Raw genomic sequence first — 12,986 nt, 5'->3', positions numbered from 1 at the left:
GATGTTTCCTACTAAATAGATATACATTAGCCAAAAACTAAAGTCTACACACTTTAATAAAAAATATTAAAATTAAATTAAAATTAGATATAAATTAATGTTTTTATTAGTTTTTAAAATTTTTTTAAAATTTAATAAAAATAAATATAAATTCATATTTAAAGTGTATACTCTGTATTTTAAACAAAAAACAACTGCAATGGAGTGTCCAAGATGTCTGTCAATTCTTCTGAATTAACTCAAATGTTTGAACATGTTTTACAACTATCCAAAGTCGATTCTTCTCAAACTGTTGCCATTTTAAAAAGCCACTACTCACATAAACAAACTGTGCAATCTGCAATGGATGCCTGTATCCGATTGAATGCGAAAGTTTTTATTTTAGAACTACCGTCATTCAATCACCCAATGGCTATGGGGAATGATATGACAGCATATTGTGGTGATACTGCTTTGACTGGAAATCTTGCAGCTCAGCGCGCATTAGAATCAGTCGATCTGATTATCGACACTATGATGTTGTTACATTCACCTGAACAAGAACAAATTTTAAAAACAGGTACACGTATCCTGCTTGCAGTTGAACCCCCTGAAGTACTGGCAAGAATCCTGCCGACCTTAGAAGATAAAGTCCGTGTGCAAACTGCTGAAAAATACTTAAAACAAGCCAAAAGTATGCATGTCACATCAAAAGCAGGCACAGATTTTTATGCACCGCTTGGAATGTATCCTGCTGTGACTGAATATGGATTTGCCGATGAAGCAGGTCGTTGGGATCATTGGCCAAGTGGTTTTCTATTTACATGGCCAAATGAAAATACTGCAGAAGGTAAATTAGTTTTAAATGTCGGCGATATCTTGTTGCCTTTTAAAATGTATGTACGTGAAAAAGTCACTTTAGACATTGAAAAAGGTTTTATTACCAACATTCACGGTGGCTTTGAAGCTGAATATTTACGTGACTATATGAAATACTTCAATGATCCTGAAGTGTACGGCATCTCTCATATTGGATGGGGTTTACAGCCACGTGCACAATGGACTGCAATGGGTTTACATGATAAAAATGATGGGATGTGTATGGATGCTCGTGCATTTAATGGCAACTTTTTGTTTTCAACAGGTCCAAACACTGAAGTGGGTGGTAGCCGTAAAACGCCATGCCATATGGATATTCCGCTACGGAATTGCACAGTCAAATTGGATGATATCACCGTCGTTGAACAAGGTGTCCCTGTTGAATTGGCCTAAAAATTAAATAAAATAACGACTGAGTTTACGCTCGTCGTTATTCTATTCATTTATAATCAATATTTTCTTATTCTCAATTTTCAGGCCTACAATAAAATGAATAACTCTTCTCTTAATCATCCTCCTCATGATTACATTATTGAAAATCAAGTAGGTTATTTATTACGTCGTGTCTATTATCATCACTTGGCTATTTTCCAACAACGTTTGGATGAAACAGAACTCACGTCGGTTCAATTTGCGACGTTGTATGCAATCAATAAACTTCAGGAATGTTCCCAAAAAGCACTGGTCGATGAAACTGGGATTGACCAAGCAACCATACGAGGAATTATTCAACGCTTAAAGGATAAGAATTTTATCTCTCAAGATCCCGATCTTTTAGATAAACGCAAGGTTTTGATTCATATTACAGAACTTGGAAAGGAAAAATTAAAACAAGCAATTCCGATTGCAGAAACCATTACCGATTTAACATTAGAAGCACTCAATCCCGCAGAGAGAGTGGCTTTGCAATTTTTGCTTAGAAAAATTTTAGCTCACCCCTTAAAATAAAAAACCTTAAACAACTTTATCTTAAATTTTATTCCATTTAAATTGGATTAGCATGACTTATTATTATTGCCATTTAGCCTAATATATAAATCATCGCCATCAAGCTCACAATATCCTTTAGCCTCATCCCCCTAAGATTTAATTTTACCCAGAAATATATAAAAAAGCGAACCATTTAGACTTAAGCTTTTTCACTTGATATTACAACATATTCAGTTAGGTATTTGGTGGTGGCGTCAACTTAACTGAAACTATAACTTACTAATATTTATTAAATTAATTACTCTACATTTTTATGCGTTAATTGATCCAAATAATCAGACCATGCTTGCATCATCACTGAACGCTCCTCCAAATACTTAGTACGGTTGTACGCTCGACCATGCATATCGCGAACCTGATGTGCAAGTTGTTGTTCTATACGTTCAATAGGAAATTTTAGAACTTCATCTAATAAAGTTCTTGCCGTAGCTCTAAAGCCATGCCCTGTTGTCTCACCATTTTCAAAACCATATTGTTTCAATCGTTTATTAATAGTTGATTCACTGATGGTTTTCGTTTTATCTCGCATAGACACAAAACAATATTCGGTATATCCAGTAATGCAATACAATTCTTGGAACAGCTTCAAGACTTGATCAGACAAAGGAACAATATGTTGTAGGGCTGTCTGATTTTTGGTCTTAGGCGGTGTATAACTCCATGTTCTATTTTTAAAATCGATATCTGCCCATTTTGCTGCACGTAATTCTCCAGGACGCACAAATACATGGGGGTAAGATTTTGACTGCATAATCAATAGCAATATCCCCACGACCTGCATGTGTATTAATATTCTTTAATAGTTGTCCTAGCTTTTGCTCATCAGTAATAGCCGCTCGATGCTTAGCTTTACCCACCTTCAAAATACCGCTAATTTGGTCAGCAACATTAAATTGACATAAACCCAAAGCAATCGCATACCGAAACACCTGAGATGCTTTACTTCTCATTCGCTTTGCTGAGTCAGTCTTACCTTGTCTTTCATAAAGACGGCATACTTCCAAAATTTGAGTGGCTGTTATCGAATCAATGGGGAACTCACCAATAGCAACATAAAGCTTATCCCAGATAAACTGATTCCGACGTTGTGTACTTGATTCCAGCTCTTCAGTCTTACGGTATTCATCTGCTACTGATCTAAAACTATTATTTCGACATTGGGACTGTTTATCTTGCTTTTGAATTGCTGGGTCAATACTCTGCGCAAGCAGTTCTCTAAACTCACTTCGTTTTGCACGAGCTCTGGCCAATGTACAACTTGGATAAATACCGATAGCTATAGTGGCTCTTTTCTTAGAGATTGGGCGAATATAATCAAAACGCCAATATGCCCCACCTTTTCTATCTAACAATAAATAAAGGCCACCACCATCTGAAAGCTTAATATTCTTTTCAAATGATTTCTTTTGCATTGATATTGCAGACTTAATTTTTGAGTCAGTCAGACTGATAACTAATTTAGGCATTTTTACGGTATATTTTTGTCAGAAATGGAATGTACCGTAAAAAATACCGTAAAAGATTACGGTATCCTAAAACGCCCTCGGACATTATCGGACAATAAGTAGATATAAGTTATTAATTTTTAATAATATTAGGATTAATTCGGATATGATCAAACAAGGAAATGGTGCGCTCAGCGGGACTCGAACCCACGCCACAGGCTTCGGAGACCTGTACTCTATCCAGTTGAGCTATGAGCGCTTATTTTGGATTGCGCACATCATAACAAAAAAAACTGTAAGGTAAAGCAACTATATAGATGTTAGGCTTTTTTCTGCTTAAGCTTTATACAACGTTCTATTTATAAAATGCAGAATTCCATACGATTTACTTGGTTTATTTGCCCCGATATCGCACAATACTCACACTATTTATAGAGTGAATTATTTATGACTGATGCACTAACGTTAAAGCAGCTGTCAAAAACCTATAAAAATGGGTTTCAGGCGCTTAAAGGTATTGATTTAACAGTACCCGAAGGTGAATTTTATGCACTTTTAGGTCCCAATGGTGCAGGAAAATCTACCACGATTAGTATTATCAGTTCACTAACCCGTAAAACGTCAGGTACTGTCGAAATTTTTGGGCACAATTTAGATACCCATCCCTCGCATGCAAAGCAGTGTTTGGGCGTTGTACCTCAAGAATTTAACTTTGGTCAATTTGAAAAAACATTTGATATTTTGGTGACTCAAGCTGGTTATTACGGTATTTCTAAAAAGATAGCAGAGAAACGTGCAGAGGAATATTTAGAAAAGCTTGGCCTTTGGGAAAAACGTAGCACCCAAGCACGCATGCTATCGGGCGGTATGAAACGCCGTTTAATGATCGCTCGTGCCATGATGCATGAACCTAAACTACTGATTTTAGATGAGCCGACTGCTGGTGTTGACATTGAGCTACGCCGTTCGATGTGGGATTTCCTCACAGAAATGAACGAAAAAGGTACGTCTATTATTTTAACGACACACTATTTAGAAGAAGCTGAAATGTTGTGCCGTCGAATCGCAATTATTGATCGTGGTGTGATTAAAGAAGACACCAGCATGAAAGGTTTCCTCAGTCAGTTGAATGAAGAAACATTTATTTTCGATTTAGCCGAACCCATTGAACCGATCCATATAGAAATTATTGGTGTCCGTTTCAACTTAGTAGATCCTATCACCTTAGAAGTCACTATGGATAAAGCCCATACCTTAAATGATTTATTCCAACTCATGGAATCACAAGGTATTCAGGTTCGAAGTATGCGTAATAAATCTAACCGACTAGAAGAACTGTTTGTCCGTATGGTCGAAAAAAATCTTGAAGGTGCAGCACAATGAATTTTAACCAACTGTGTATCGCCCTCTACACCTTAGTGTATAAAGAAATTCGCCGTTTCATGCGTATTTGGCCGCAAACTCTTCTCCCACCGGCGATCACTATGAGTTTGTACTTTGTGATTTTCGGTAATTTAGTCGGTTCACGCATTGGGCAAATGGGTGGTTTTAGCTATATGCAGTTCATCGTGCCCGGCTTAATTATGATGGCGGTCATTACCAACAGCTATGCCAATGTGTCATCCAGTTTCTTTAGTGCAAAATTTCAAAAAAGCATCGAAGAATTAATCATGAGTCCAGTGCCGTTACACATGGTGCTTTGGGGTTATGTGATCGGTGGTGTTTGCCGTGGTGTTTTAGTCGGCTTTATTGTCACTGCAATGAGCCTATTTTTTACTGAATTACACCTGACTAATATATTTATAACTATATATACAGTTCTCATTACTTCGCTGCTGTTTTCTCTTGGCGGATTTATTAATGCTGTTTATGCAAAATCTTTTGACGACATTTCGATTATCCCGACTTTCGTCCTGACTCCGCTGACTTATTTAGGCGGTGTTTTCTATGCCATCTCATCATTGAGTCCTTTTTGGCAAAATCTCTCTTTAATCAACCCTGTCGTGTATATGGTAAATGCATTCCGCTACGGTATTTTGGGCCATAGCGATGTGAATGTCGGCATTTCACTGACAGTAATTACTGCATGTTGCGTTGTACTTTATGGCGTGGCGTATCATTTACTTTCTCGTGGTTCAGGAATGCGTGAATAATGAGTGTAGAACAATCCCTTTTAGGTAAAGACACCAACTACCCAACAGAATATCAACCTGATATTCTGTTTCCGATTGCACGTGCCACTGCACGTGAACAATATGCCCATGTGGAAGGCATCCGCCAAGGTACAGACTGGTGGCATGTTTTTGAAATTTCTTGGTTAAATGCTTCAGGTGTGCCTCAAGTCGCTATTGGCCGTTTAACTTTGCCTGCAAGTTCAGACAACCTCATCGAATCGAAATCTTTAAAGCTCTACTTTAATAGTATGAACTTTACCAAATTTGATTCTCAGGCAGCGTTTAAAGCAACCGTTGAAAAAGACTTATCTGCTGCAGCCAATGCCGCTGTGACTATTGATCTATTTCATGTTGATGAAGTTGAAATTTCAAAACCGCAAGGCATCTGTATTGATGACTTAGAACCCACCCAGTTAGAAAATCATCCAAATGCAGCTTTACTCGCTTTAGATGAAGATGCAGCGCAAGAAGAAGTTGAAATTCAACTTTATTCACATTTATTAAGAAGTAACTGCCCAGTCACGGGTCAACCTGATTGGGGAACGGTATTTATAAGGTATAAAGGTACTAAGCCTTGTTATCGTAGTATTCTGGCTTATATTATTTCTTACCGTCAGCATAATGGTTTCCACGAACAATGTGTGGAGCAAATGTTTGCCGATATTTGGCAACATTTAAAACCAAGTCAGCTGATGGTATATGCTGCCTATACACGCCGTGGTGGATTGGATATCAACCCTTGTCGTGTATCGGATTTAACATGGATGCCTCGCCCCATTCGATTGGCGCGACAATAAAAAAATTGAGGTTAGTGATGCCATTTTTTGGTTTTATTCCTTCTGAGGAACTTCTAAGCAGTATTCAAACTGGTCACGCGAAAAAAAATTCGAGTGAACCCCTTTATCCTTTACGTGATAAAACAGCTTTGCTGATTAATGAAGAAATCATTGGTGCAACTATATTAGCTCCTGTTCATCTGTTTCCTGCAAGCGATAAGCGCGACACAGCAGAAAAACTGGCTGGCTATGTCAAATCAACAGTCGCTGTATTGTTAAAGCAACTACTAAGTAAATCTCCGAATGATGTGGTGAAACAATCCATTGAATTTTCAGAACGAAGTTTATTTCAAGACGCGACTGGCACTTATCGTGTAGGTCTAAGTTTAGATGCAGGACTAGTCACTAACCTTAAAAATAGTTATGCGGAAATTAAATCGGGCGCAGATATCAATAAAGCTGCTTTTGGTGAACTGTATAAACAGTTTGCTGAAGCTGCAGTGCGTCATTTTATGAATGACTTTAATAAAACTCTCGATTTAGGCATGATTAAACGTAAAGCAGCCGATATCGGTTCTTCTGCTGTGATTAAAGCTATTCATATCGCGATTGATAAGATTTTCCCAAATTTAACCAAAGAAGAGCTAAGTGCCCTTGCAGAAGCACATGATGCGATGTTTAACAAATAAATCTCGCTGTTCGTCAAAACCTAGCTTTGGCTAGGTTTTTTTATGGCTAAACGCATAAAATCGAATCCCGATACAATGACTACATAGTCATGCAAACACAGTTCTAGAATTGAACAGATTTTTATTAAAAGAAAGACAGTACATTGATATCCACAATTTTTAAAAATCTACAAAGAACAGGAAGAACCTGAATATAGATCATATTTTAATGTGAGCCGTCATTTTGGCTTAAATTTCAATGCGTCCATTTTAATATTCAATCTCTTTCTTTTTTATCATTCAGTCTATATTTCTACTATATATAGCGACGTTTTCAACAGCATTGAAGCGCTGGCGAACAAAAACTATGTAATGAATAAACCACTGCTTGCATATGGGTGTTTTAGACCGGTACCTTTTTAATCCTGTCCTATAACATTGCAACTTTTGTAGCTTCTAAACAGTATTTCGCAACGCGATAAAGTTTACTCGTTCTGCGTTTTTATGACGCATGAGTTTTAGAGTCATCTTTATTTCAAATGATTTGTGAATATTTGCAAGTTATGTAAATGAATATGTCACTTTTCAATATGTTAACTGCGAAAAAACCCTTTGCTTTGTCTTTTTTTGTATATCTATTTATGAAAGCATGCGCTGTCAGTGGTATCTTAGTTGCTATTGGTAACGTTTACCTTTAATGAGCTATGAAACCAGAAGGTCATCACAATTTTCAGGATCTTTTCCCCTCGAAATTTTGTTCATACTCATCGCTAAAGCAACTGGAAATTTTTTATTTATGCTAAATCGAAATTTTTATAAAAAACTATCACATATTGCCATTATGGCCGGTTCAATTTCACTGACTAGTTTCTGTCAAGCCAACGACTTCCAATCTCATCCGGCATATGCGAGCTTTAAACAAAATGCAATGCAAACCTATGGTCTGAGTGAAAATCAAATTGATTGGGCAATGCAAGGTAGTAAAAACCTACCCAACATCATTAGCATTATGAATAGACCTGGCGAATCAAAGCCTTGGTACCAATACAAAACCAATTTTTTAGCTGAAAGCACAATTCAACGCGGTGTTCGCTTCAAAAATCAGTATGCCGACACTTTAAATCGCGCAGAACAACAATTTGGTGTGCCTCAATCCGTGATTTTAGGCATTTTGGGTGTTGAAACAGGTTATGGCAGCAATAAAGGTAATTTTATCACCCGTGATGCTTTAGCGACCCTTGGTTTTGGCTATGAACGCCGTGCGCAATATTTCCAAGATGAACTTGCTGCACTGATTGCTTGGTCATATAAAGATGGTGTTCCAACCAACTCTGTCGTCGGTTCATATGCAGGTGCTGTGGGTTATCCTCAATTTATGCCAAGTAACATTCCAAAATTTGGTGTGGACTACGATGGCAATGGTCATGTTGACCTGCGTAATTCAGCTGTCGATGCCATTGGTTCAATTGCAAATTATTTAGCAAATTATGGTTGGCAGCGTAATCAACCGATTGCTTTTGCTGCTCGCTATAGCGGAAACAACCCAGATGCTATTATTGCAAAGGATTTAAACCAGCCAACACCCTATGGTGTACTCAAGGCTCAAGGTGTAACCCCTATGAATCCATTGGTAAAAATCGATGATCTCGATTTAGTCAATGTCATCCAATTGCAAGATAGTTATGGACCAATTTATTACATCACTTATCCAAATTTTCAGGTCATTACAACCTATAACAAAAGCCGTATGTATGCGACTGCACTATGGCTTTTAGGCACTGAAGTTACCAGTCGATAAGACTGGTTTTTTCTTATAGAGCAAAAAAGTCAACAAATATTTTCACAAAAATGAGCATTTATTCGACATTTTACACACCTTGTTACATTATTGATTATTTTTTAACCAAATATTGTTAATTTTTTAGACATTTTCAAAGTATTTTAATTAAACACTAGACAGCCTATTGATGGCATGAATATTATCCATCTCGTTAAATATAGTTGCAAAAGTGAAATATCAGACGTGTTTACATGGATATCAGCGACTTAGTTGAACCAGTAAATATGCCATTGGGAGATAAACAATGCAGTCATCAATTATTAAATATGCCTTAGCGGTTGCCACGGCAGTTGCGCTAAGTCAGTCACAAGCTGAGATGGTTCAGTCATCATCATTCAATCATGATAATGACAACTCTCGTCTTGCAGCTCGTGTATTGAATAAAGAAGCTCAAAGCTTCAATTCAAACTTTACGAATTTAAGTAGCCTTTCAATCACTGAGCGTTCTGGCGACAAAATTCGTCGTCAAACAATCGCTGCTAAAATCGAAATTCCTGAAGATGAGCCTTCAGTGATTGAAAAGTTAAATACTGTTGCATCGAATACTGTTCGTAAGTTCACTCAAACAGGTACTGCTTCTTGGTACGGTCGTCAATTCCACGGTCGTAAAACAGCAAGCGGTGAAACGTTTGACATGAACGCACTTACAGCAGCACATCGTAGCCTGCCACTTAATTGCTTTATTCGTGTTACGAATCGCAATAATGGTAAAAGTGTCGTGGTAAAAGTAAATGACCGTGGTCCATTCCATGGCAATCGTGTTCTCGATTTATCTTATGGTGCTGCTAAGCAATTGGGTATTACCAGTGCGGGTACTGCAAACGTGAGTATTGAACGCGTAGACGGTCCAAATTCTTAATTCTCCAATGAAGTGACTGCATTTAACAGACCACGCTTAGCGTGGTTTTTTTATTTGTAGCCCATCGGTCTTTCAAATCTTCAGTAAAGCTGCTTTTGACCTATACCCCATTCTTGTTTATATTTGAGTCCATCTCCATGATTAAGGACTATCATGAAAACAATCAACGAATGGTTTGATGAATACAGCGAAAGTCATCAAAATAAAACCAATAAAATGATTCACTGGATTTGCGTACCCACGATTTATTTTTCAATCGTTGGCATATTGGCGCATTTTAGCGCGTTACTTACTGCTGTCTTACTTGCCTTAGCATTTATCTTTTACGCACGTTTAGACATTGTGCTTGCTGTTGCAATGGCCGCGTTAACGTTAATCATGGCATGGCTAATTTGGGTGTTACCAGTTGGATATGGCTTTTATATCGCGCTCTTTATATTCGCATGGATTGGTCAATTTTATGGCCATAAAATTGAAGGTAAAAAGCCCTCTTTTTTCAAAGATCTCCAATTCCTCCTCATTGGCCCTATTTGGTGTTTAGATACATTTGCAGGAAAAGTACTTGGTAATTGGAAAACACGCTATAAATCGCAAATAAAGAGCATTTAGAGCACGATTAATTTCATAGATCTCTTTTTCACTTATTCCACATCGGTTTTCTTCATATTCGATGCTTAAAACCTTATTGTTTATAGGTGTATTTATCTCTGGTATTTCCAATCATTTTTTCTATTTATACGACCAAAAAGCCAGTGTTTAAACACTGGCTTTTACTCAATATGATTAATCCAATTTTATGTTGATAGCTTCATCTGAATCATGATCATTTAAATGACTAAAGTTAAAAATGACTACGTGATTTTTATTGATAGGTTTTACCTTGATGCTTTAACCAACCATCTTGATGACGTCCATTCGGATCGTGATGTGTCCAATGCATCACACCCCCCTGATCTGAATATTCGTATTCACCGTAAAATTGAACTGTATCGCCTTTTTGCAAATCATCAATTCGTGGAGCAAGATCGATATTATGCGCGACCAAAAGCGTTTGACCATTATTTAAGGTCAAAATGAACTTTTGATGGCGACTACCTTCATTATCATCTCGTAGTACCGCTTTGACTTGACCTGCACCCTCAACCTGAACATTACTGAGTTTATTTTTAAATGCATGCACAATAACATCTTCAGCACTCTGCCCTTTTTGTTGAGCATCTGCAGGTTGTACTGATTCTATTTGTGGCTGTGCGTTTTGTTCAGCTGTCGTCTGAACTTGTGCAGTTTTTTGTTGTTGTAAATCAATTCCGAAATAAGCTGCTGCAAGCGCAACAATAATTCCGCCGATGGTTAAGTTTATTTTGTTTGCCATAAGATAGTTTAAATCTAAATTTTCAACTCATTATAGTCATTAATATGGATAAAAATAGGATCTGTGAACAACAATGCACACAATTTAAAGTCAGAATAGCTTTGAAATCAGTAAAGCTACAGCCATAAAAAAAGCCCTCTAAAACGAGGGCTTTTTTCTACAAATAATCAGAGATTATTTTGCAGCAGCTTGAGCAGCAGCAACTTCTTCAGCGAAAGAAAGTTCAGCTTTTTTCTCAATACCTTCACCAACTTCGAAACGTACGAAGTTAGCAACAGTAGTACCAGTTGCTTTAAGAACTTCTGCAACTTTCTTATCGTTGTCGATAACGTACATTTGGTTCTCAAGAACAACTTCGTTCAAGTATTTCTGAACTGAACCAGTTACCATTTTTTCAACGATGTTTGCTGGTTTACCAGATTCAATTGCTTTCGCTTCAGCAATTTCTTTTTCTTTAGCGATAAGTTCAGCAGAAACGCCAGCTTCGTTTACAGCAACTGGGTTGAATGCAGCGATGTGCATAGCCAAACCTTTACCAGTTTCAGCATCACCAGCGTATGCAACTACAACACCGATTTTTAAACCATGTTTGTAAACTGCAAGGTTGTCGCCTTCAACGATTTGAGCACGACGTACTTGGATGTTTTCACCGATTTTTTGAACAAGCGCGATACGAGCTTCTTCAACAGTAGCACCATCTTCAAGTTTCAATTCAGCAATTTGAGCAACGTCAGTTACACCAGCAGCAAGCGCAGCAGCAGCAACTTTAGCAGAGAAGCCAGCAAAGTTTTCGTCTTTAGCAACGAAGTCAGTTTGACAGTTCACTTCTAAAAGGATTGCTTTGTTGCCTTCTTGAGCGATAGTGATCGCGCCGTCAGCAGCAATGTTACCTGCTTTTTTAGCAGCTTTAGCTTGACCAGATTTACGAAGGTTGTCGATCGCTAATTCGATGTCACCGCCCGCTTCTGTTAATGCTTTTTTACATTCCATCATTGCAAGACCAGTACGATCGCGCAATTCTTTAACCATGCTTGCTGTAACTGCAGTCATGTTAATCTCCTAAATACGGTAGAAAATGAATTCTTTTTTAGAACAGAAACGGCCCAGAGCTGTCTCTTGGGCCGTCTGCATACATGACGCTTACTTTGCCACCATCACGTGTCGCAAAAATGACAAGCTTACGTCAAACGCATTAAGCCTCAGAAGCAGGAGCTTCTTCGCCTTTAGCTTGTGCATTTGCTTGTGATTGAGCATATTCTTTACCAGCAAGAATCGCATCAGCCATAGCAGAAGCGTAAAGAGTAACTGCACGGATCGCATCGTCGTTACCAGGAATAACGTAGTCTACGTTGTCTGGGTTAGAGTTTGTATCAACGATACCGATAACAGGAATACCAAGGTTTTTAGCTTCTTTAATTGCAATTGCTTCGTGATCAACATCGATTACGAATAATGCGTCAGGTAAACCACCCATGTTTTTAACGCCGCCAAGAGCGCGTTCAAGTTTTTCCATCTCACGAGTACGTTCTAAAGCTTCACGTTTAGTAAGTTTAGCGAAAGTACCGTCAGTAGATTGAGTTTGAAGGTCTTTTAGACGGTTGATTGACTGGCGAAGAGTTTTCCAGTTAGTCAACATACCACCCAACCAGCGGTGATCAACATATGGTTGACCTGCACGTTGAGCTTGTTCACGAATGATTGCAGAAGCTGCACGTTTTGTACCAACGAACAAAACTTTGTTCTTTTTGCTAGCCAAGTTGTTAGCAAAGTTCAAAGCATCATTTAACGCAGGAACAGTGTGCTCAAGGTTGATGATGTGAATTTTGTTGCGCGCGCCGAAGATGTATTCGCGCATTTTTGGATTCCAAAAACGTGTTTGGTGACCGAAGTGTGCGCCTGCTTGAAGAAGGTCGCGCATGCTTACGTTGTAATCTGCCATTTTCTTTACCTTAAAGTTTGGGTTAGGCCTCCATATACCCGCATTCTCCACCTAAAAAGGCACCC

At 38.1% G+C, this 12,986-nt stretch carries 12 protein-coding genes, 1 tRNA gene and 1 pseudogene; 9 read left to right on the top strand and 5 right to left on the bottom strand.

Going from position 1 to position 12,986, the window contains the following annotated elements; all coding sequences use genetic code 11:
- The first annotated feature begins 213 nt into the window (after positions 1–213).
- Together FTT92_RS02330 and FTT92_RS02325 are read left to right on the top strand one after the other, a co-directional pair.
- On the top strand, positions 214–1,251 hold the full coding sequence (locus FTT92_RS02330; protein ID WP_180171323.1) for a 2,5-dihydroxypyridine 5,6-dioxygenase: 1,038 nt from the start codon (positions 214–216) through the stop codon (positions 1,249–1,251).
- Between the two features lie 96 nt (positions 1,252–1,347).
- The gene (locus tag FTT92_RS02325; RefSeq protein WP_180171322.1) at positions 1,348–1,806 is read left to right on the top strand and encodes a MarR family winged helix-turn-helix transcriptional regulator; all 459 of its coding nucleotides are present in this window, start codon (positions 1,348–1,350) and stop codon (positions 1,804–1,806) included.
- A 280-nt stretch (positions 1,807–2,086) separates the two neighbouring features.
- On the opposite strand, the pseudogene FTT92_RS02320 reads toward FTT92_RS02325, so the two are convergent.
- Positions 2,087–3,314, bottom strand: a pseudogene (locus FTT92_RS02320) (tyrosine-type recombinase/integrase).
- 162 nt (positions 3,315–3,476) lie between these two features.
- A tRNA-Arg gene (locus tag FTT92_RS02315) sits at positions 3,477–3,552 on the bottom strand.
- Positions 3,553–3,740: 188 nt separating this feature from the next.
- On the opposite strand from FTT92_RS02315, the gene FTT92_RS02310 reads away from it, so the two are divergent.
- From FTT92_RS02310 to FTT92_RS02280, 7 genes are all read left to right on the top strand, one after another.
- Positions 3,741–4,676: an ABC transporter ATP-binding protein gene (locus FTT92_RS02310; RefSeq protein ID WP_180003219.1), complete on the top strand. Its 936-nt coding sequence runs from the start codon at positions 3,741–3,743 to the stop codon at positions 4,674–4,676.
- A complete protein-coding gene (locus tag FTT92_RS02305; RefSeq protein ID WP_111883995.1) occupies positions 4,673–5,446 on the top strand; it encodes an ABC transporter permease in 774 nt (257 codons plus the stop codon). Before FTT92_RS02310 ends, FTT92_RS02305 begins: the two co-directional genes overlap by 4 nt.
- A complete protein-coding gene (queF, locus tag FTT92_RS02300) occupies positions 5,446–6,264 on the top strand; it encodes an NADPH-dependent 7-cyano-7-deazaguanine reductase QueF (protein WP_078191985.1) in 819 nt (272 codons plus the stop codon). The genes FTT92_RS02305 and queF overlap by 1 nt, the downstream gene beginning before the upstream one ends.
- 17 nt (positions 6,265–6,281) lie before the next feature.
- Positions 6,282–6,932 carry a hypothetical protein gene (locus FTT92_RS02295; RefSeq protein ID WP_180171321.1) on the top strand — a complete coding sequence of 217 codons (651 nt, stop codon included), beginning with the start codon at positions 6,282–6,284 and terminating at the stop codon, positions 6,930–6,932.
- A 775-nt stretch (positions 6,933–7,707) separates the two neighbouring features.
- Positions 7,708–8,709, top strand: a complete 1,002-nt coding sequence (mltB, locus tag FTT92_RS02290; RefSeq protein ID WP_078191987.1) for a lytic murein transglycosylase B — start codon at positions 7,708–7,710, stop codon at positions 8,707–8,709.
- 286 nt (positions 8,710–8,995) lie between these two features.
- Positions 8,996–9,610 (top strand): septal ring lytic transglycosylase RlpA family protein, encoded by a 615-nt coding sequence (locus FTT92_RS02285; RefSeq protein WP_078190310.1) that lies wholly within the window; start codon positions 8,996–8,998, stop codon positions 9,608–9,610.
- 153 nt (positions 9,611–9,763) lie between these two features.
- Positions 9,764–10,219: a DUF962 domain-containing protein gene (locus FTT92_RS02280; RefSeq protein WP_180023366.1), complete on the top strand. Its 456-nt coding sequence runs from the start codon at positions 9,764–9,766 to the stop codon at positions 10,217–10,219.
- 253 nt (positions 10,220–10,472) lie between these two features.
- Here FTT92_RS02280 and FTT92_RS02275 read toward each other — a convergent pair whose 3' ends face one another.
- The 3 genes from FTT92_RS02275 to rpsB all read right to left on the bottom strand — a co-directional run bounded on the left by FTT92_RS02275 (position 10,473) and on the right by rpsB (position 12,921).
- Entirely contained in the window at positions 10,473–10,982 is a 510-nt protein-coding gene (locus tag FTT92_RS02275; protein ID WP_180171320.1) for a DUF3465 domain-containing protein, read from the bottom strand.
- Between the two features lie 174 nt (positions 10,983–11,156).
- Complete coding sequence (tsf, locus tag FTT92_RS02270) at positions 11,157–12,032, bottom strand: translation elongation factor Ts (protein ID WP_180066391.1); 876 nt, start codon at positions 12,030–12,032, stop codon at positions 11,157–11,159.
- Positions 12,033–12,174: 142 nt separating this feature from the next.
- A complete protein-coding gene (rpsB, locus tag FTT92_RS02265) occupies positions 12,175–12,921 on the bottom strand; it encodes a 30S ribosomal protein S2 (protein ID WP_078190314.1) in 747 nt (248 codons plus the stop codon).
- Between the last annotated feature and the right edge of the window lie 65 nt (positions 12,922–12,986).

This window comes from Acinetobacter sp. YH12023, from assembly GCF_013420135.1.
GTDB lineage: Bacteria > Pseudomonadota > Gammaproteobacteria > Pseudomonadales > Moraxellaceae > Acinetobacter > Acinetobacter amyesii.
This window is presented reverse-complemented; position numbering and strand designations above follow the sequence as displayed.

Bases quoted from the DNA above. Each gene is read 5' to 3' on its own strand.
- FTT92_RS02285 (WP_078190310.1), top strand. From the start codon at position 8,996: ATGCAGTCATCAATTATTAAATATGCCTTAGCGGTTGCCACGGCAGTT.
- queF (WP_078191985.1), top strand. From the start codon at position 5,446: ATGAGTGTAGAACAATCCCTTTTAGGTAAAGACACCAACTACCCAACA.
- FTT92_RS02325 (WP_180171322.1), top strand. From the start codon at position 1,348: ATGAATAACTCTTCTCTTAATCATCCTCCTCATGATTACATTATTGAA.
- FTT92_RS02280 (WP_180023366.1), top strand. From the start codon at position 9,764: ATGAAAACAATCAACGAATGGTTTGATGAATACAGCGAAAGTCATCAA.
- mltB (WP_078191987.1), top strand. From the start codon at position 7,708: ATGCTAAATCGAAATTTTTATAAAAAACTATCACATATTGCCATTATG.
- rpsB (WP_078190314.1), bottom strand. From the start codon at position 12,921: ATGGCAGATTACAACGTAAGCATGCGCGACCTTCTTCAAGCAGGCGCA.
- FTT92_RS02295 (WP_180171321.1), top strand. From the start codon at position 6,282: ATGCCATTTTTTGGTTTTATTCCTTCTGAGGAACTTCTAAGCAGTATT.
- FTT92_RS02330 (WP_180171323.1), top strand. From the start codon at position 214: ATGTCTGTCAATTCTTCTGAATTAACTCAAATGTTTGAACATGTTTTA.
- FTT92_RS02305 (WP_111883995.1), top strand. From the start codon at position 4,673: ATGAATTTTAACCAACTGTGTATCGCCCTCTACACCTTAGTGTATAAA.
- FTT92_RS02275 (WP_180171320.1), bottom strand. From the start codon at position 10,982: ATGGCAAACAAAATAAACTTAACCATCGGCGGAATTATTGTTGCGCTT.
- tsf (WP_180066391.1), bottom strand. From the start codon at position 12,032: ATGACTGCAGTTACAGCAAGCATGGTTAAAGAATTGCGCGATCGTACT.
- FTT92_RS02310 (WP_180003219.1), top strand. From the start codon at position 3,741: ATGACTGATGCACTAACGTTAAAGCAGCTGTCAAAAACCTATAAAAAT.